An 18,718-nucleotide genomic window follows, 5' to 3' on the forward strand; every position below is an offset into this window, starting at 1 on the left:
ACAGGTCGACGGTCGGTCAGTCCGTCACCGCCGGAGCGCTCTCAGCGCCTTCCGCAGCGGTGACGGCGGGTTCGCCGGGTGCTGCGGGCCCGTCGGGCTCGGCCGCCGGGGCGGGCGACGGGCTGAGCCGCAGCCACAGCAGGAAGGCGGCGCCGAGCACCAGCATCCCCAGTCCTGTCCACAGGTTGATCCGCACCCCCTGGGCCTTGGCGACTGCGGCGGGGGAGTCGAACGCCCCGACCACGGTCAGGACCGCGCCGTAGAGGACGAACAGACCCCCGATCACCCGGCGGATGTCGAACAGCCGGGCCGCCGTCGCCGAGGGACGCTCCGCCCCCGCCCCCGCGGGTTCCGGCCGCTCCGCGCCGTGTTCGGCGGTGGACTCCTGGTCGTGCACCTGGTCGGTCATCGGACGGCTCCTTCACGCTCGTCTCGTTGCGGTGGTGGGTGCGGCCGTGGTGGCCGCGCGGTGACGTCGGCGAGGCGTCGGCCGTCGGCGTACCGGCCGCGGGCTCAGGCCCAGAACGGCAGGTAGCAGCCGGCCGCCGCCAGGACGGCCGTCCAGCCGAGCACCGCCGGCCGGCGGTACCAGATGCGCTCGTCCGTCGTCGGGGCGGGCTGCGGACCGTCTCCGGTGCTGCCGTGCACCAGCCCCCGCAGCTCCGCGGCCGGCTTCGGCCGGGTCACCAGGGTCACCGCCACACTGACCACCACACCGGCGACGAAGGCGACGATGGAGGAGACGAAGTTGGCGCCCTGGTCGCTCGGGATCGCGACCACCCCGCCCTTGTAGAGCCAGAAGTAGTTGAGCATCGCTGCCGCCGTGCCGGCGAGCAGCCCCCAGAAGCCCGCCGCCGGGGACATCCGCTTCCAGAACATGCCGAGGATGAACACCGCGAAGAGCGGCACGTTGAAGAACGAGAACAGCGTCTGCAGGTACGCCATGATGTTGCTGAACGACGAGGCGATGAACGCCGTCCCGATGCCCACCGCGACGCCCGCCACCGTCACCGCCCGGCCCACCCGCAGGTAGTGCGCGTCGGGCATGTGCGGCTTGATGTAGGGCTGCCAGATGTCCGTGGTGAACACGGTGTTGAACGAGGAGATGTTGGCCGCCATGCCGGCCATGAAGGCGGCCAGCAGGCCGGTCACCGCGATGCCCAGCACGCCGTTCGGCAGCAACTCGCCCATCAGCAGCGGGATCGCGTCGTTGTACTGGAGGTCGCCGGTGCCGAGCTTCGGCTCCACCACCGCGGCGATCAGACCGGGGATCACCACCACGGCGGGGATCAGGATCTTCGGGAAGGCCGCGATCAGCGGTGTCCGGCGGGCCGCCGACAGGTCCTTGGCGGACAGCGCCCGCTGCACCTCGGCGAAGTTGGTCGTCCAGTAGCCGAAGCTCATCACGAAGCCCAGGCCCAGCACGATGGTCAGCCAGTTGGCGCCCAGCGGGTTGGCGCTGCCGATGCCCGTCCCGCCCCAGGCCGTGGTGAAGTCGTGGCCGTGGGCGCTCTGCAGGCTGCCGCTCAGCCCGTCCCAGCCACCGACCCGGCGCAGCCCCACCACGGTGAGCGGGATCAGCGCGGCCAGGATCACGAAGAACTGCAGCACCTCGTTGTAGACCGCCGAGGACAGGCCGCCCAGCAGGATGTACGCCAGCACGAACGCGGCCGCCACCACGATCGACAGCCACAGCGACCACCCGAGCAGCGCCTTCATCACGATCGCCAGCGCGTACAGGTTGACGCCGGCGATCAGCACGGAGGAGACGCTGAAGATGAGGGAGCTGAGCAGGTGCGAGGACGGCCCGAACCGGCGCAGCAGGAACTCCGGGACGCTGCGCACCTTGGAGCCGTAGTAGAAGGGCATCATCACGATGCCGAGGAAGACCATGGCCGGGATGGCGCCGATCCAGTACCAGTGCACGGTGGCCAGGCCGTACTGGGCGCCGTTGGCGGCCATGCCGAGGATCTCCGTGGCGCCGAGGTTGGCCGCGACGAAGGCGAGGCCGGTGACCCAGGCGGGCAGGGCGCGGCCGGACAGGAAGAAGTCGAGGCTGGTGCGGACGGACCGCCGGGCGGCCAGCCCGATGCCCAGCACGACGACGAAGTAGACGGCGAGTATCGCGTAGTCGAGCCAGTCGACGTCCAGGCGCATTGCGCCCGCGAGGTGCGTCGTCATGCCAGGTGACCCCTTTCGTCGCAGGCCCGTGGGGACACCCGCGCCGATCATCGAACAGAAACGAACAGAGCACCTTCTGTTCGCGTTCCGCCGGTCCAAACGTGGTGATCGACGGGCCGTCGGCGCCGCTCGGACGAGGGCTCCCGGATGGCCGGATCCGATCGGTCGGATCGGTGCGGGAGGTCTGGACAGTCGGTCCGACGGCGTGCTGTCATTCCGCTTGCGGCCCGGTTTCCAACGTTGGAAGAGATCGTCGGCCCGCCGCTCGCCTTCGCCCCGCCGACCCACCGGCCCCGCCCCTTGCGTGCACGCCCGCCCCGCGTGTCCCCGTTCCGCGCACCCCTGTTCCGTGCACCCCCGTTCCGCGCACCCCCGTCCGGAACGACGCCGCCCGACGCCCTGATCGGCGCCCACCCCGCCGGAGTCCCCATGTCCCTGACCCGACGCCAACTCCTCACCGCGACCGGAGCGACCCTCGGCGCACTCACCCTCGGCCTGCGCCTCAGCCCCTCCTACGCCGCCGGGCTGCCCCCGCGGCCGGCGGCCTCTACAGCCCCAACGCCGCTCCGCTGCACCCCACCGCGCTGCTTCGGCTGCCCCCGGACGCGGTCCGCCCCGCCGGCTGGCTGGCCGGCCAACTCGCCCTCCAGCTCGCCGGGCTGTGCGGACGCTACGCCGAGATCTCGCACTTCCTCGACCTCACCACCACCGGATGGGCCCACCCCGAGCGCGACGGCTGGGAGGAGGTGCCCTACTGGCTGCGCGGGTACGTCGACCTCGCCGTGGTCACCCGCGACGCCACCGCGCTCGCCACCGCCCGCCGCTGGATCGAGGCGATCCTCGCCACCCAGCAGTCCGACGGCTGGTTCGGCCCGCGCGCCCTGCGCACCTCGCTCGGCGGCGGCCCGGACTTCTGGCCGTTCCTGCCGCTGCTCCAGGCCCTCCGCTCGTGGTACGAGTACACCGCCGACAGCCGGATCCTGCCGTTCCTCACCGCATTCCTGCGATTCATGAACGCCCAGGGGCCCGGTGCCTTCAACCAGAGCTGGGTGTCGGTCCGTTGGGGCGACGGCCTGGACACGGTGGTCTGGCTCTACAACCGCACCCGGGACGCCTTCCTGATCGACCTGATGGACACCATCCACCGCAACGGCGCCAACTGGACGAGCTCGATACCGAGCTGGCACAACGTCAACATCGCCCAGGGGTTCCGCGAGCCCGCCCAGTACGCCCAGCGCTCCGGCCTCGCCTCCGACACCTCGGCCGCCTACCGCACCTACGACACGGTGCTCGGCCAGTACGGCCAGTTCCCCGGCGGCGGATTCGCGGCGGACGAGAGCGCCCGGCCCGGTTTCGGCGATCCGCGGCAGGGCTTCGAGACCTGCGGCGTCGTGGAGTTCATGGCCAGCCACGAACTGCTCAACCGGCTCACCGGCGACCCGCTGTGGGCGGACCGCTGCGAGGAACTGGCGTTCAACGCGCTGCCGCCCGCGCTGGACCCGCAGGGCAAGGCCGTCCACTACATCACCAGCCCGAACAGCGTCGACCTGGACAACGTGCCCAAGAGCCAGGGCCAGTTCCAGAACGGCTTCGCCATGCAGTCCTACCGCCCCGGCGTCGACCAGTACCGCTGCTGCCCGCACAACTACGGCATGGGATGGCCCTGGTTCACCCAGGAGCTGTGGCTGGCCACGCCCGACGCGGGCCTGTGCGCCGCGATGTACGCGCCGTGCACGGTCGCGGCCAAGGTGGCCGACGGCACCACCGTCACGGTCACGGAGGAGACCGACTACCCGTTCGGCGACACGGTCACCCTGACCGTGACCACGCCGCGCCCGGTCGCCTTCCCGCTCGTGCTGCGCATCCCCGGCTGGTGCCCCGACCCTCAACTCACGGTCAACGGACAGGCGGTGACCGCCCCGGCGGGTCCCGCGTACACCACCGTCCGGCGCACCTGGAACGCCGGCGACCGGGTCGTGCTGCGCCTGCCGCAGCGCCTCGCCGTCCGCACCTGGACGGCGAACCACCGCGCGGTCAGCGTCTCGCGCGGCCCGCTGGACTACGCGCTGCAGATCGGCGAGAGCTACGTCCGCACCGGCGGCACCGACGTCTTCCCCGAGTACGACGTGCACGCCACCACGCCCTGGAACTACGGCCTGGCCGTCGACCCGGCCGCACCGACCGCCGCCCTCGCCTTCTCCGCCCGCGGCGGCACCCTGCCCGCCAACCCCTTCACCCAGGACGGCAATCCGCTCCGGATCACCGCCCCCGCCCGGCGGATCGCCGAGTGGCAGGTGGACGGCCAGCACGTCGTGAGCCCGCTCCAGGACAGCCCGGCCCGCAGCGCCGCCGCCGTCGAGACGGTCACCCTGATCCCGATGGCCGCGGCCCGGCTGCGGATCAGCGCATTCCCGACCGCCTCCCCGGACGGCACCCCTGGACGGTGGGCGGCGCCGCGTTCCGGATCCGCAACCGGCACTCCGGCAAGGTGCTGGGGGTGGACCAGATGTCCACCGCGGACTCGGCCCGGGTGGTGCAGCTCGCGGACAGCGGGACGGACGACCACCTGTGGTCGCTGGTGGACAACGGCGACGGCTCGTACCGGATCCGCAACCGGCACTCCGGCAAGGTGCTGGGGGTGGACCAGATGTCCACCGCGGACTCGGCCCGGGTGGTGCAGTTCGCGGACAACGGCACCGACGACCACCTGTGGTCGCTGGTGGACAACGGCGACGGCTCGTACCGGATCCGCAACCGGCACTCCGGCAAGGTGCTGGGGGTGGATCAGATGTCCACCGCCGATTCCGCGCAGGTGGTGCAGTTCGCCGACAGTGGCACCGACGACCACCTGTGGTTGCTCGTGCCGGACGGGCAGCTGCGGATCGAGAACCGCAACTCGGGCAAGGTGCTGGGGGTGGATCAGATGTCCACCGCCGATTCCGCGCAGGTGGTGCAGTTCGCCGACAGCGGCACCGACGACCACCTCTGGACGTTCGTCGACAACGGCGACGGCCGGTTCCGGATCCGGAACGTCCACTCGGGCAAGGTGCTGGGGGTGGATCAGATGTCCACCGCCGACTCCGCCCGGGTCGTGCAGTTCGCCGACAACGGGACGGACGACCACCTCTGGACGCTCGTCCACGACGGTGCGGGCTGGTTCCGGATCCGCAATGGCCACTCCGGCAAGGTGCTCGGCGTGGACGGCATGTCGACGGCGGACTCGGCCCGGGTGGTGCAGTTCGCGGACAGCGGCACCGCCGACCACCTCTGGCGACTGCGCTGACCGCTGATCGTTGACCGTCCGCCGTCGCGGAGGGGAGGGCCGCGGCGCGTCCACCGGGTCGGCGCGCCGCGGCCCTCCGGACACCGGTACCGCCGTACGGTGCCCGAAGGCCGTGAAGGCCGGCATTCCGTCGTGCGGACGGCGGAGTGCGGAAGGGCGAGGGCCGGAAGGCCGCTGGAGGTCCGTGTGGCAACCTATGTGCTCGTTCCCGGCGCCGACGGCCGGGCCTGGTACTGGCACAGGGTGGTCCCCGAGCTGCAGGCGCGGGGACACCAGGTGGTGGCCGTCGACCTGCCGCAGGACGACTCCGTGGGGCTCGCCGAGTACGCCGACGCCGTCGTCCGGGCGGTGGGCGGGCGGAGCGACGGCCTGGTGCTCGTCGCGCAGTCCCTCGCCGGGTTCACTGCGCCGCTGGTCTGCGAGCGGTTGACGGTGGACGGACTGGTGCTGGTCAACGCCATGGTCCCGGTCTTCGGCGAGAGCGCCGGCCAGTGGTGGGCGAACACCGGCCAGGCCGCGGCGCGCTCGGCGAAGGCCGTACGCGACGGCCGCGGGCCGGACCCGGAGTTCGACCTGCGGGTCGACTTCTTCCACGACGTCCCGCCCGAGGTCACCGAGCAGGCGCTCGCCCAGGAGCTCGGCAGCCCCTCGGCGACGCTGTTCGCCCAGCCGTGGCCGCTGCGGGGGTGGCCCGCCGTCCCCACCCGGTTCCTGCAGGGCCGCGATGACCGGTTCTTCCCGGTCGAGTTCCAGCGCCGGATCGTCCAGGAGCGGCTGGGCATCACCCTGGAGGAGACAACCGGCGGGCACCTCAGCGCGCTCGGCCACCCCGCCGAGCTCGCCGAGGCCATCTGCCGCCCGCCCGTCGGCGGTGGGCGGTCGCCGGTCGCCGGTCACTGACAGCCGGTCCACTTCGGCTCCCGCCCGCGGCGGCGCCCACGCGACTGCCGGGGCCCGCCGTGCGGCGACCCTTGCGCGGGCGTGATCTTCATGGCATGGTGGGCGGCGCCTTCCGGCACACACTTCACGACAAAGGATCGAAGTCCATGGTCACGGCGTCCTTCAGCGGCCGCCGCCGGTACTGACCGTTCTGCTCCGGTGGAGCATCGGTTCCCGGTACCTCGCACGTCTCCTCACGGCGGCCCCACGGGCGGTGCCTGACGCACCGCAGCCGTCCTCCTGCCCTGCGCGGGAGCGGCACCGGCCTTCCAGGCCGGACCAGGCATGCACGCGCGGTTCGTTCGACCGTCCCCGACGGTCGGCGGCGGAGCGCGTTCCACCCCGTCTTTCACGTGAGGTCATCATCATCGTGGGCATCCATGTCCAGAGCTTTGCCGTCGCCAACCTCCGTCGCCGCCCCCTGGTGGTCGAGACCGGCGGCTTCGCGGCGGGTTTCGACCCCGCCACCACCAGCCCCTACATCAACTACGCGACCCCGCTGCCCGGCGCCGAGCCGACCTGCCGGGACGTCGAGGCGCTGATCCGCGCCTTCCGCGAGCGCGGGCTCAAGCCGCGGCTGGAGTTCGCTCCCGACGCCGCGCCCGCGGTCGAACCGGCGCTGCGGGCAGCCGGGTTCACCCTGGAGCAGGCGCACGAGTACCTGGTCTGCACCCCGGCCACCCTGGCGGTGCCGGAGTCCGCCGCCGGCGCACCGGTGGTGGAGACGCCGGCCACCGACGAGGAGTACGCCGCGATCGACGCCGCCCTGTCGGAGGCCTTCGCGGGCGAGTTCGCCTCCTCGCCGGAGGGCGCGGCCCGGCTGCGGCGGTCGCAGGAGAGCGGCGGCGGTGTGCGCTTCGTCCGGGCGCCCGACGGCGGCTGCGCCGGTGGGGCGACCTGCTCGGCGCCGGCCGTCGGCACCTCGGAGCTGGCGGGCGTCGGCACCCGGCCGGCCTTCCGCGGCCGCGGCATCGCGGGGGCGGTCACGGCGTCCCTGACCGGGGCGATGTTCGCCGCGGGCGCGGAGTCGGTGTGGCTGGAGTACTCGGGCGAGGGCTCCCGCCGGGTGTACGAGCGGATCGGCTTCCGGCCCCGGGGCACCCGTCTCTACATGTCCGTCGAGGACTGAGCCGACCGGGCCACGGCGGCGGTGGGGTCAGGCACGTGCGTGCCGGGCCCCACCGAGCCTCCCTCGGAGGAAATGTGACGGACGATCAGGTCTTTCCGGGCAGCCGCCCCAGCCCCTTCCGGTCGTAGTAGGTCGTCATCGAGAAGCCCAGCACGAGGGCGGCCACCGTCCCCACCGCGATCATCGTCCAGGCCCGGCCGAGGCCCGCGTCGGCCTGCGCGTCGAAGTACAGGATGGCCCGGATGCCGTCGCTGAGCTGCCGCATCGGCTCGAAGTGGGCCAGGAACCGGTAGAACGTCGGCAGCGCCTGCAGGGGGATGGTCGCCCCGGAGGACGGCAGCGCCAGCACGATGAAGACGAACATGCTCACCAGCTGGCCGATCCCGCCGAAGGTGGCGTTGATCGCCTGCACGCCCAGCCCGACGGCGGCGCTGGCGCAGAACGAGAAGAGGAACAGCAGTGGCAGGTGCGAGGCGTCCATGCCGAGCAGCCCCACGGTGGCGGCCATGATCAGGGCGGAGGTGAGCACCGCGAGGGCCACGCTCATCACCGACTTCACCACCAGCGTGCGCCGCCGGCTGATCGGGACGGTCTGCCGCCGGGTGTGCCACGGGCCGAGTTCGTTGTCGGTGTAGCCGAGGGCGACGTCCACGCCGTTGTTGATGATGTTGGCCCCGAGGAAGCCGGCGAGGACGAGCAACAGGGTGTAGTAGAACGCGCTGAGCCCCAGCCCGCTGTGCGGGCCGATCGGATGGCCGACCACGGTGACGACCGTGGCCGGGTCGGCGAGCAGCAGTGCGGCGGCGCTGCTCACCGGTGCCGCGGTGGGCGGTACGGCGGCGGTCAGCTGTCGGCCGAGCTCCAGCGAGGCCTGCCGGGCGGCCTGTTGGGCGGTGGTGGTGGCGAACGAGGCGGCCAGGCTGCCCGATCCCGGGTTGGTGAGGACGGTCATGGTCGGCCGGTCCGGTGACCTGCCGGCGGGGGTGCCGAGGGCGGCGATCGCGGCGGTGAACCCGGCCGGGATCTCCAGGGCGCCGTAGATCTGGTTCGAGGCGAGTGCGTCCCGGGCGGCGGCGGGGGAGAGGATCCGCCAGCCGACCCGGTCGCCGGGGTCGGGGGCGGCCGCGATCCCGGCGGTGATCCGGGCGCCGAGGTTCTCCTGCTTGCCGCCGATCACGCCTCCGCGGTCGGCGTTGACCAGCCCGACGGGCAGCCGGTGCAGGTCGGTGCGGGGGTTGAGGATGCCGCCCATGTAGAGCAGCGACAGCAGCAGCGACACCACCCCGACCAGGACGGTGGGGGTGATCCAGATCTTCGGGTTTCGCAGCACCTGCCGCGCGGTGGCACCGCCGGAGCGGTCGGGCGGTGGCATGGCTCTCCCGGGGTCGTCGGGCTCCCCGCCCCGGCGGAGGCGGCCAGTCGACGGTACGCCGGATGCGAGCGGACGAGGGCGGGGCGCGGGGTGCGCCGCCCCGGGGTCACCCGGTCGGCGGGCAGCGGCGGATCCCCGCCGGCCGCCCGGCGGCGGCCCGCCGGTTGTGCGTCGGCCGCCGTCGGAGTCCGGCCCTGCGGCCCGGATCCACCCGCCCTGCCCTCAAACCCGGCATCGGTCACCGGAGTTGACGTGCACGCAGTCGGTCCGATCGCTTGACTTTGACCGCGGTCGGCGGAATCGTGCTGAGAGAGCGCTCTCTCCGACGTCGGTGAGCTGCGCCCGCAGGACACACCCCCACCCCTGTGTCGGTCCGTCGTCTGGAGTCCCCGTGCGCCGCTGGTACCGCAACCGAGTGCTCCCCGCAGGTGTGGCCACCCTGCTGGTGGCCGCCGCCCTCTCCACGTTCGGCTTCCAGGCCCAGGCGGCCGGCCAGCCCTGGACGGACGCCGGCCAGACCCCCGACCAGCGGGCCGGGGAACTCCTGGCGGCGATGACCCAGGCCGAGAAACTGACCATGCTGCACGGCGGCCCGTCCTGCGGCTACGCGGGGTGCGTTCCGGCCAACACCCGTCTCGGCATCCCGGCACTGCACCTCCAGGACGGCCCGGTCGGGGCCGGCGACGGGATGACCGGCGTGACTCAGCTGGCCGCCCCGGTGGCCGGGGCGGCCAGCTGGGACCTGGGGCTGATGACCCGGTACGGGCAGGTGCTGGGCTCCGAGCAGTGGGGCAAGGGCACCAACGTCGTGCTGGCCCCGACCATCAACATCGTGCGCGATCCGCGCTGGGGGCGGGCCTTCGAGTCGCTCGGCGAAGACCCTTACCTGGCCGGCAAGATGGGCGCGGCGGACATCGCCGGGATCCAGAGCCAGGGGCCGATGGCGCAGGTCAAGCACTTCGCCGTCTACAACCAGGAGACAAACCGCAACACCACCGCCGACAACGCGGTGGTCTCCACCCGCGCCGAACGGGAGATCTACCTGCCCGCCTTCGAGGCCGCGGTGAAGGAGGGTGGCGCGGACTCCGTGATGTGCTCCTACTCGGCGGTCAACGGGCCGTTCGCGTGCGAGAACGGCCCGCTGCAGAACGGTGCGCTGAAGGGTGACTTCGGCTTCACCGGCTTCATCACCTCCGACTGGGGCGCGACCCACTCCACGGTGGCCTCGGCCACCAACGGCCTCGACATGGAGATGCCCGGCAGCGACTACTACGGCACCGCGCTGACGAACGCCGTGGCCAACGGCCAGGTGCCGCAGGCGACGATCGACGACCACGTCCGCCGGATCCTGGTGTCGATGTTCCGCCGCGGGCTGTTCGACACCGCGCAGACCGGGACGACCGGGGCCCAGGTGACCACCGCGGCGCACGCCGACGTCGCGCGGCAGGTGGCGCAGGAGGGCAGCGTCCTGCTGAAGAACGGCTCCGGCGTGCTGCCGGTGGCCGCCTCGGTGCACTCGATCGCGGTGCTGGGCGACGACGCGGGCAACGGCGCGATGACCCAGGGCGGCGGCAGCGCGACGGTCAACGCCCCGTATGTCGTCACCCCCTACCAGGGCATCAAGTCCCGTGCGGGCGACGGCACCACCGTCACCTACGCGCAGGGCGTGCCCTCGGCGGACGGATCGCTGCCGACCGTTCCGGGCAGCTACCTCACGCCCTCCTCGGGCTCCGGCCAGGGCCTGTTCGGGCAGTACCACAACAGCACCGACCTCTCCGGGGCCGTGGTGGCGAGCCGGGTGGATCCGGCGGTCGACGCGGTGTGGGGCGGCCGGTCACCGGCGGCCGGCGTCAACGCCACCAACTGGTCGGTGAAGTGGACGGGCACCCTGACCCCGCCCGCCACCGGCAGCTACCAGTTCTCGCTGAACAGCGACGACGGCAGCCGGCTGATCGTCAACGGCCAGCAGGTGATCAACAACTGGTACAACCAGGCGCCGACCACCCGGACGGGCAGCATCAACCTGACGGCCGGGCAGCCGGTCGCCATCGAAGTGGACTACTACCAGGCGGGCGGTGGCAGCAACGCGACGCTCGGCTGGCAGATCCCCGGCCAGTCCGCGCACGACCAGGCGGTGGCGGCCGCCCGCGGCTCCGACCTGGCCCTGGTGTTCGTCGACGACTTCCAGTCGGAGGGCTCCGACCTGCGCACCATCGACCTCTCCACGGAGCAGAACCAGCTCGTCCAGGACGTGGCCGCGGTCAACCCGCACACCGTGGTGGTGGTCAACAGCGGCTCCGCGGTGGCCATGCCGTGGGCCGACTCGGTGCAGGGCATCGTGGAGAACTGGTACCCCGGGCAGGAGGACGGTACGGCGATCGCCTCGCTGCTCTTCGGTGACACCGACTTCTCCGGCAAACTGCCGGTGACCTTCCCCCGCTCGCTCGCCGACGTCCCGGCGGCCGGCGCCGCCCAGTGGCCCGGCCAGAACGGCTCCGTCCAGTACTCAGAGGGTGTCCAGGTCGGCTACCGCTGGTACGACGCGCAGAACAAGGCCCCGCTCTTCCCGTTCGGGCACGGGCTCTCGTACACCACCTTCTCCTACAGCGGCCTGACGGTGTCGGCGCCCGACGCGGCGGGCAACGTCGCGGTCGGCTTCGACGTCACCGACACCGGCAGCCGGGCCGGGGCCGAGGTCGCCCAGGTCTACGTCGGGCAGCCCGCGGCGAGCGGCGAACCGCCGAAGAGCCTGCGCGGGTTCCAGCGGGTGGCCCTCGACCCCGGGCAGACCCGGCACGTGAGCGTCACGCTGGACGCCCGCAGCTTCCAGTACTGGAGCACCGGCTGGACGACCGCCCCCGGCACCGCCACCGTGTCCGTCGGATCCTCCTCACGGGACATCCGGCTGACCGGGCAGACCACCGTCGGCGGCACCGGCGGCGACGCCCTGCTGCCCCGCACCGGGTGGACGGCGAGCGCCTCCGCCACCGGCGGCTCGGACGTCCCGGCGAACATGCTGGACGGTGCGACCACCACCCGTTGGAGCACCGGGACACCGATGGCGGCCGGCCAGACCGTCACCGTGGACATGGGCGCCGCGCACCGGGTGGACAAGGTCACCCTGGACGCCGCCGGCAGCGCCGGCGACTACCCGCGCGGCTACCAGCTGCTGCTGTCCGCCGACGGGACGACCTGGGGCTCGCCGGTGGCCACCGGCAGCGGTACGGCCCCGCTGGTCACGATCGGCTTCCCCGCGCAGACTGCCCGCTACCTCCGGGTGGTGCAGACCGGAAGCGCCTCCTCCTGGTGGTCGATCGCGGAGTTCAACGCCTACGGCTGACCGGCCGGTCGGGGCCGGGGCATCCGCCCCCGCCCCGGCCGGTGGCACCCGGTGCGGCGGGATCGCCCGACCTCAGCCGGCCGCCGGCGGGGCAGTGCTCTCCCGGGCGACCAGCCGGGTGGCCAGCTCCACGCGCGGCAGGTCGACCTGCTCACCGTCCACCAGTCGCAGCAGCGTCCGCGCCGCCATCGCCGCCATGTCCTGCAGCGGCTGCCGCACGGTGGTGAGGGTCGGATTGCTCCACCGGGTCACCGGGACGTCGTCGAAGCCCACGATGCTGACGTCCTGCGGGATGCACAACCCCCGCTCGCGCAAGGCCGTGTACGCGCCGAAGGCCTGCAGGTCGCTCGCGGCGAACACCGCGGTCGGGGCCTCGCGCCCCTGCGCCGCCGCCTCGTCCAGCAGCGCCGCCAGCTCCTGGCGGCCCGACCGGTCGGTGAACTCGCCGAAGCGCAACCACCCCTCCGGGACGGCGAGTTCCGCACGCTCCATGGCGGCGCGGTAGCCGTCCGCCCGCGCCCGACTGCACAACAGCTGGCGCGGGCCCGCCAGATGGGCGATGCGGCGATGTCCCAGTCCGATCAGGTGCTCCACCGCGGAGATCGCCCCGGCCCAGTTGGTCGCGCCGATCGTCGGCACCCCGGCGTCCACGCTCCCGACCGGGTCCACCAGGACGAACGGCACCTTCAGAGCGGCCAGCCGAGCACGCTGACGAGGCGTCAGGTCGGACACCACCAGGATCGCCCCGTCCGAGCGGCGGCCCGCGATCTGCTCCAGCCACTCGCCGGTGCCCGCGCTCGTGCCGTGCACCGCCGACAGCACCATGCCGACCCCGGCCTCCGCCAGCGCCTCCTGCGCACCGCGGATGATCTCGATCGACCAGAGACTGTCCAGCTCGTTCATCACCAGGTCGACCAGCCCGCCGCGGCGGCGCGGCCGACGGCGCTGGTAGTGGTGCCGGTCCATGATCGCCTGGACCCGCTCGCGGGTCGCCGCCGACACGTCGCTGCGCCCGTTGAGCACCTTCGACACGGTGGCGTTGGAGACGCCGGCCTCGACGGCGATCTCGCCGATCGTCACCTTGCGCCGTGGCTGGCCCGTCATCTGCCGTCCGCTCCTCGTGGTCCGTGCCCCGGGAGCCGGACCGGCGGCCCTCCCCTGGATCACAGCAGGATAGTGCGCACCCGGGCGCGGGGCGCCGGCGCTCATCGGGCCGCGGCCGGGCCGACGGCCCCGGTGCCGGCCCGGGAGCGGTAGCAGGGGTCGCCGAACTCGGCGGGCATCCGCGCACCGGTCAGGTCCTGTGCGCACACCCCGACGAAGGCGCCGGTGAATCCCCAACTGCTGTAGTGCCCGGTCGCCGCGTCACCGACCGTCGCGTAGTCGTCGGAGAGCCGCGCGGCGTCGAGCACCGGCCCGGCCGCCTGCCACGGCGCGTCCGCGCCCTGCGCCCAGCCGAACCGCGCCGCCGCGGCGTCGACCACCAGCCGCAGCCGGACGGGGCCGGGGGCGACCGGCACCGGCGGCATCGGCTCGCTGTACCGGCCGAGGTCGCAGACACCGAGCCGCAGCACCCGGCCGAGCTCCTCGTCCCAGGTCAGGTGCAGGTGGTGCCAGAGCCGGGTGTTGTAGATGTGCACCAGGCCGGCCGCCTGCCGCGGGGAGACCGGCTCCGCCGCCACCGTCGCGGAGAACGCGAAGCCGGTGTCCCGGCAGCGCCGGGCGAGCAGGCTCTGGCGGTGCCGGGAGGAGAGCGACTCGTCGCCGCGGAGCAGCAGCCGCCCCGCGGTGAGCGAGATCCAGGACGGATCGGGGTGCCGGCGCAGCGTCATCCACGCCGGATGGGGTCGGCCCGCCCCGAAGCCGCTCCCGTCGCCGTCCCCGCCGTTCGCGAAGCCGTTCCCGTCACCGTTCGGGGCGGCGTTCGGGGCGGCGTTCGGGTCGCCGTCCCCGCCGTGCGCCGCGGCGGCCGTCGGCGCTCCGGCGGGCGGTGCCGCGGCGCCCACCGGAGCGGGCACCTCCACCGCGGGCGCGCTGCCCCCGCCCGCCAGCCGGGGCCAGCCCCCGCCGTCCAGTGCACCCGCTGGATGGCGGTCTCGCGGCCCAGCACGCACGGACCGAGCGCGGTGAGCGGACGGGCCGCCAGATGCGCGAGGTACCACTCGCCGTCCGGGGTCTCCACGAGGCTGCCGTGGCCGGCCTTCTGCAGTTCCAGTTCCGGCCGGCCCGCCGAGGTGAGCAGCGGTCCGGCCGGGTCCGCCTCGTACGGCCCGGTGAGGGCGCGCGAGCGCGCCACGGTCACCGCGTGGCCCCAGGAGGTGCCGCCCTCGGCGGTCAGCAGGTAGTACCAGCCGTCCCTGCGGTACAGGTGCGGGCCCTCGGTGCAGCCGAGTCCGGTGCCGGTGAAGATCCGGCGGACGGGGCCGGTGACCCGGCGCCGTGCGCGGTCGTACTCCTGGAGCAGGATCCCGGCGAACGGGTTCCCGCCCGGCCGGTGGTCCCACTCCAGCCAGAGCAGCCAGCTGCGCCCGTCGCCGTCCGGGCCGTCGTCGTGGAACAGCGACGGGTCGAAGCCGTGCCCGGGCAGCGGCACCGGGTCCGACCAGGGGCCCTGCGGGGACGGTGCGGTGACCACCTGGTTGTGGACGTCCTTGTAGGCGCCGGCGAGGCTCTTGACGTCGGAGTAGACCAGGTGGAACAGGCCGTCGGTGTAGGAGAGGCAGGGCGCCCAGACGCCGCCGGAGTCGGGGGCCCCGGTGAGGTCGAGCAGCCGGGCCTCGCGCAGGGCGCCGCCGAGCGGCCGCCAGTGCACCAGGTCGGTGGAGTGGTGCAGGGCGACCCCGGGCAGCCACTCGAAGGTGGAGGTGGCGAGGTAGTAGTCCCCGCCGACCCGCAGGATCGACGGGTCCGGGTGGAACCCGGGCAGGACGGGGTTGCGTATCACCGGCGGGTCGGCCGGCGCCGCGTCGGCGGCGCCGGCTGCTGCGGTCGGTGCGGCGGCGGTCATGGCACTCCTCGGGTCGGGTCGGGCGGTCCGGGGGCTCCGGTGGGCGGGGCGGGCGCGGATCAGCCCTTGACGGCGCCGGCCATCACGCCCGCGACGATCCGGCGGGCCAGCAGCGCGAACAGCAGCAGCACCGGCACCACCGAGATCACCACGCCGGCGAGCATCAGCGTGTAGTCGGTGTAGTAGCCCGCGGCGAGCTGGTTGAGCGCGATCTGCACGGTGCCGTTCTCCGGCGGCAGGGCGATCAGCGGCCAGAAATAGTCGTTCCAGGCGAACATGAAGGTGAACATGCCGAGCACCGCGGCCGTGGAACGGACGCCGGGCCAGGCCACGTGCCGGAAGGTGCGCAGGGCCCCGGCGCCGTCCATCCGGGCGGCCTCGATCAGCTCGTCCGGAATGTTCTCGGTCATCGCCTGGCGCATCCAGAACACCCCGACCGCGGAGACCAGGGCCGGCACGATCAGCGCGGACAGCTTCCCGTACAGGCCCATGTCGGTGACCAGCAGGTAGAGCGGGATGATGCCGAGCTGGGTCGGCACCATCACCGTCCCCACCACGGCGACCAGCAGCGGACCGCGGCCGGGGAAGCGGAGCTTGGCGAAGGCGAAGCCGGCGAGGGAGGACAGCAGCACGTTGCTGGCGGCGGTGCAGGCGGCGACGGTGACCGAGTTGCCGAGCGCCTTCCAGAAGTCGACGGTGTCGAAGACCCGTCGGATGTTCGCGAGCAGGTGCCCGCCGGGGACGAGCGAGGGGTGGCCCCGGACAGCACCGAGTTGTCGCCGTGCGAGGCGACCACGAACGTCCAGTACAGCGGGAAGACCGACGCCAGCACGACGGCGGCCAGCAGGGTGTGGGCGAGCGGACCGGCGCTGTCGTGGTGGCGCGGGCCGGTGGCGTCGCGGCGGACGGCACGGGCGGGCCGCGAGGGCGTGCGGGGAGCGGTGGCGGTGGCCATGGGATCTCCTGGGCGTGGGGTCAGCGGCCGGAGCGGCGGACGGCGAGGGCGTTGACCGCGGCGACGACCGCGATGATCAGGAAGAGCACCCAGGAGATCGCCGAGGCGTACCCGGCGTCGTTGTTGATGAACCCGTACTTGAACAGCATCAGGGTCAGCGTCTGGAACTGGTGCTCGGTGCCGCCCTCGGCGTTGCCCTGCTGGTCGAAGAGCATCGGCTCGGCGAACAGCTGGAGCCCGCCGATGGTCGAGATCACGACGGTGAACAGCAGGGTCGGGCGGATGGCGGGCAGGGTGATGCGGCGGAACGTCAGCAGGCGGCCCGCGCCGTCCACCATCGCGGACTCGTACAGCTCCCGCGGGACGGCCTGCATCGCGGCGAGGTAGATCAGCGCGTTGTAGCCCGTCCAGCGCCACATCACCATGAAGGCGATCGCCAGGTGCGAACTCCAGCTGTCGGCCGTCCAGTCGATCGGTGAGCCGATCACGCCGAGCTGCTCCAGCAGCCAGTTGACGACGCCGAAGTCCCGGCCGAACAGCTGCGAGAAGACCAGCGCCACGGCGACCACCGAGACGTACTGGGGGACGAGCACCAGTGCCCGCCAGGTCGTCCGGGCCCGCAGGCGGCGGTCCAACAGCCAGGCCACGCCCAGCGCGAGGGCGAGCTGCGGGGCGGTCGACAGCAGGAAGATGCTGAACGTGTTGAACGTCGCCGTGTAGAAGTCGGGGTCGGCGAACAGCTCCCGGAAGTTCTCCAGCCCGGCGAAGCCGCTGTCGCCGGACAGCCGGTCCCAGTGGTGCAGCGAGACCCAGAAGGTGTACCCGAGGGGGTACAGGCCGAAGACGCCGAAGACCAGGAAGAACGGGGCGACGAAACTGTAGGCGGGCAAGTGCCGCAGCCGGCTCGGCCGGCGCCGGACGGGCTCGGCCGCGGCGGTGCCGGCCGTGGTGCCCAGGCTGGTGGTGGCCGCCATGGCGTTACTCCTTCGGGACGGGACGGGGCTGGACGGGCGGGGCGGGGTGGTGCCGGGGCAGCGTCCGGAAGCGGGATCGGGCGCTGCCCCGGGGTCTGGTGCCGAACTGACGATGTCTCAGATCGACCACGTGGCAGGGCCGGTCAGTGGGAGAGGCTCTTCCTCGCCTCGGCGAGCGCCTTCTCCCAGGCCTCCGCGGTGGTGGACTTGTGCTGCTCGATCAGCCCGAGTGCGTTGCCGAAGGGCACCCGGACCTGCTGGTCCTTGGTGCCGCGGAAGCTCGGCTTGAGGCCGCTCGCGGAGGCGGCGAAGATCTGCCCGGTCGGCGCGTCGTTGAAGTAGGCCTGCTTGGTGCCCTGCACCGCCGGGTCCTTGAGGACGTTCTGCAGCGAGGGCAGCGAGCCGGTCGGCCCCTGGAAGATCGCCTTCTCCGAGTCCGCGGAGGTCAGGAAGGCGGCCAGCTCGGCGGCCTCCTTGGCGTGCTTGGTCTGCTTGGGGACGGTGAGGAAGGAGCCGCCCCAGTTGCCGCCGCCGCCCGGCACCGCCGCGATGTCCCACTTGCCGGCCGACTCCGGGCCGGCGGCGGACTGGATCAGGCCCGTCATCCATGCCGGGCAGGTCATGGTCGCCATCCGGCCCTGCTTGATGCCGGCGTTCCACTGCTGGCTGAACGGCGCGAGGTTCGCCGACAGGCCGTGCTCGGTGGCGCCGCCGGTGGCGGCGAAGTCCGCCGCGACCAGCGGGTTGGTGTCGGCGATGTAGGAGTCCTTGGCGTCGAAGAACCCGAACTCGGCCTGGTTCATCATCGCGGTGAACACATTGCCGGCCGAGTCGAACCAGGCGTGGTCCGGCACCTTGCTGCGGAAGGTCCCGCCGGTCTTGAAGTAGGCGTCCCAGGTGGGCCAGAGCTTGCCGACCTCGGTGCGGTCGGTGGGCAGGCCGGCCTGCTGGAAGAGGTCCTTGCGGTAGCAGATCGCCAGGCCGCCGACGTCGGTTCCGTAGCCGAGCACGAACCCGTCGGAGGTGGTCGCCTGTGCCCACTTGTACGGCAGGTACTCGTCCTTGCGGGAGTTCGCGCCGTAGTCGGCGAGGTTCACGAACTTGTCCTTCACCTCCCGGAACTTGGGCAGGTAGCCCTCCTCGATCGCGACCACGTCGGCCGCTCCGCTGCCCGAGGACAGCTGGGTGGAGAGGCTGTTGTGGTGCTGGTCCATCTGGGAGACGCGCTCCTTGACGGTGATGTTCGGGTGGGACTTCTCGTACTCGGCGATGAGCGGCTTGTAGCCGAAGTCGCTGAACGTGGCGACGGTCAGCGTGATCTTCCCGCCGGTCGCGTCGCCGCCGCCCGTCCCGGAGGAGCAGGCGGTGAGCAGCAGGGCGGCAGCGGCCGCGGTGGCGGCGATCGCGAGGGGTCTGCGGGCACGGGGGAGCCCATGGCGAGCCTCCGTATGGGGCGAGGGGTGGGGTGGGTGGCGCCGTGCAAAACCTGCCGTTCAGCGAAACTCCACGTCAAGTGTTTCGGTCCAAGTTTCGAAGCA

Annotated in this window: 12 protein-coding genes and 1 pseudogene; 4 read left to right on the forward strand and 9 right to left on the reverse strand. The window is 72.8% G+C overall.

What is annotated here, in order from left to right; translation table 11 throughout:
• Positions 1-16: 16 nt before the first annotated feature.
• Together ABEB13_RS36545 and ABEB13_RS36550 are read right to left on the reverse strand one after the other, a co-directional pair.
• Positions 17-409 carry a hypothetical protein gene (locus tag ABEB13_RS36545; protein WP_380230262.1) on the reverse strand — a complete coding sequence of 131 codons (393 nt, stop codon included), beginning with the start codon at positions 407-409 and terminating at the stop codon, positions 17-19.
• A gap of 104 nt (positions 410-513) precedes the next feature.
• On the reverse strand, positions 514-2,181 hold the full coding sequence (locus tag ABEB13_RS36550; RefSeq protein WP_345708940.1) for a sodium:solute symporter family protein: 1,668 nt from the start codon (positions 2,179-2,181) through the stop codon (positions 514-516).
• 782 nt (positions 2,182-2,963) lie between these two features.
• On the opposite strand from ABEB13_RS36550, the gene ABEB13_RS36555 reads away from it, so the two are divergent.
• From ABEB13_RS36555 to ABEB13_RS36565, 3 genes are all read left to right on the forward strand, one after another.
• Positions 2,964-5,471: a beta-L-arabinofuranosidase domain-containing protein gene (locus ABEB13_RS36555; RefSeq protein WP_425559980.1), complete on the forward strand. Its 2,508-nt coding sequence runs from the start codon at positions 2,964-2,966 to the stop codon at positions 5,469-5,471.
• 179 nt (positions 5,472-5,650) lie between these two features.
• Positions 5,651-6,364, forward strand: a complete 714-nt coding sequence (locus tag ABEB13_RS36560) for an alpha/beta fold hydrolase (protein ID WP_345708941.1) — start codon at positions 5,651-5,653, stop codon at positions 6,362-6,364.
• A gap of 409 nt (positions 6,365-6,773) precedes the next feature.
• Positions 6,774-7,532, forward strand: a complete 759-nt coding sequence (locus ABEB13_RS36565) for a GNAT family N-acetyltransferase (protein WP_345708942.1) — start codon at positions 6,774-6,776, stop codon at positions 7,530-7,532.
• 85 nt (positions 7,533-7,617) lie between these two features.
• Here ABEB13_RS36565 and ABEB13_RS36570 read toward each other — a convergent pair whose 3' ends face one another.
• The gene (locus ABEB13_RS36570) at positions 7,618-8,904 is read right to left on the reverse strand and encodes a DUF3533 domain-containing protein (protein ID WP_345708943.1); all 1,287 of its coding nucleotides are present in this window, start codon (positions 8,902-8,904) and stop codon (positions 7,618-7,620) included.
• 391 nt (positions 8,905-9,295) lie between these two features.
• On the opposite strand from ABEB13_RS36570, the gene ABEB13_RS36575 reads away from it, so the two are divergent.
• The gene (locus ABEB13_RS36575; RefSeq protein WP_345708944.1) at positions 9,296-12,244 is read left to right on the forward strand and encodes a glycoside hydrolase family 3 C-terminal domain-containing protein; all 2,949 of its coding nucleotides are present in this window, start codon (positions 9,296-9,298) and stop codon (positions 12,242-12,244) included.
• 72 nt (positions 12,245-12,316) lie between these two features.
• Here ABEB13_RS36575 and ABEB13_RS36580 read toward each other — a convergent pair whose 3' ends face one another.
• The 6 genes and pseudogenes from ABEB13_RS36580 to ABEB13_RS36605 form a co-directional block, all read right to left on the reverse strand.
• Positions 12,317-13,348 (reverse strand): LacI family DNA-binding transcriptional regulator, encoded by a 1,032-nt coding sequence (locus ABEB13_RS36580; RefSeq protein ID WP_345708945.1) that lies wholly within the window; start codon positions 13,346-13,348, stop codon positions 12,317-12,319.
• A gap of 101 nt (positions 13,349-13,449) precedes the next feature.
• Entirely contained in the window at positions 13,450-14,076 is a 627-nt protein-coding gene (locus tag ABEB13_RS40925; RefSeq protein WP_425559933.1) for a beta-xylosidase family glycoside hydrolase, read from the reverse strand.
• On the reverse strand, positions 14,073-15,251 hold the full coding sequence (locus tag ABEB13_RS40930) for a glycoside hydrolase family 43 protein (protein WP_425559934.1): 1,179 nt from the start codon (positions 15,249-15,251) through the stop codon (positions 14,073-14,075). Before ABEB13_RS40930 ends, ABEB13_RS40925 begins: the two co-directional genes overlap by 4 nt.
• A 59-nt stretch (positions 15,252-15,310) precedes the next feature.
• Positions 15,311-16,206 (reverse strand): annotated as a pseudogene (locus ABEB13_RS40935) (carbohydrate ABC transporter permease).
• Positions 16,207-16,226: 20 nt separating this feature from the next.
• Positions 16,227-17,180, reverse strand: a complete 954-nt coding sequence (locus ABEB13_RS36600) for a carbohydrate ABC transporter permease (protein WP_345708948.1) — start codon at positions 17,178-17,180, stop codon at positions 16,227-16,229.
• Positions 17,181-17,323: 143 nt separating this feature from the next.
• Positions 17,324-18,583: an extracellular solute-binding protein gene (locus tag ABEB13_RS36605; RefSeq protein ID WP_345709954.1), complete on the reverse strand. Its 1,260-nt coding sequence runs from the start codon at positions 18,581-18,583 to the stop codon at positions 17,324-17,326.
• Between the last annotated feature and the right edge of the window lie 135 nt (positions 18,584-18,718).

This window comes from Kitasatospora paranensis, assembly GCF_039544005.1.
GTDB classification, from domain to species: Bacteria; Actinomycetota; Actinomycetes; order Streptomycetales; family Streptomycetaceae; genus Kitasatospora; species Kitasatospora paranensis.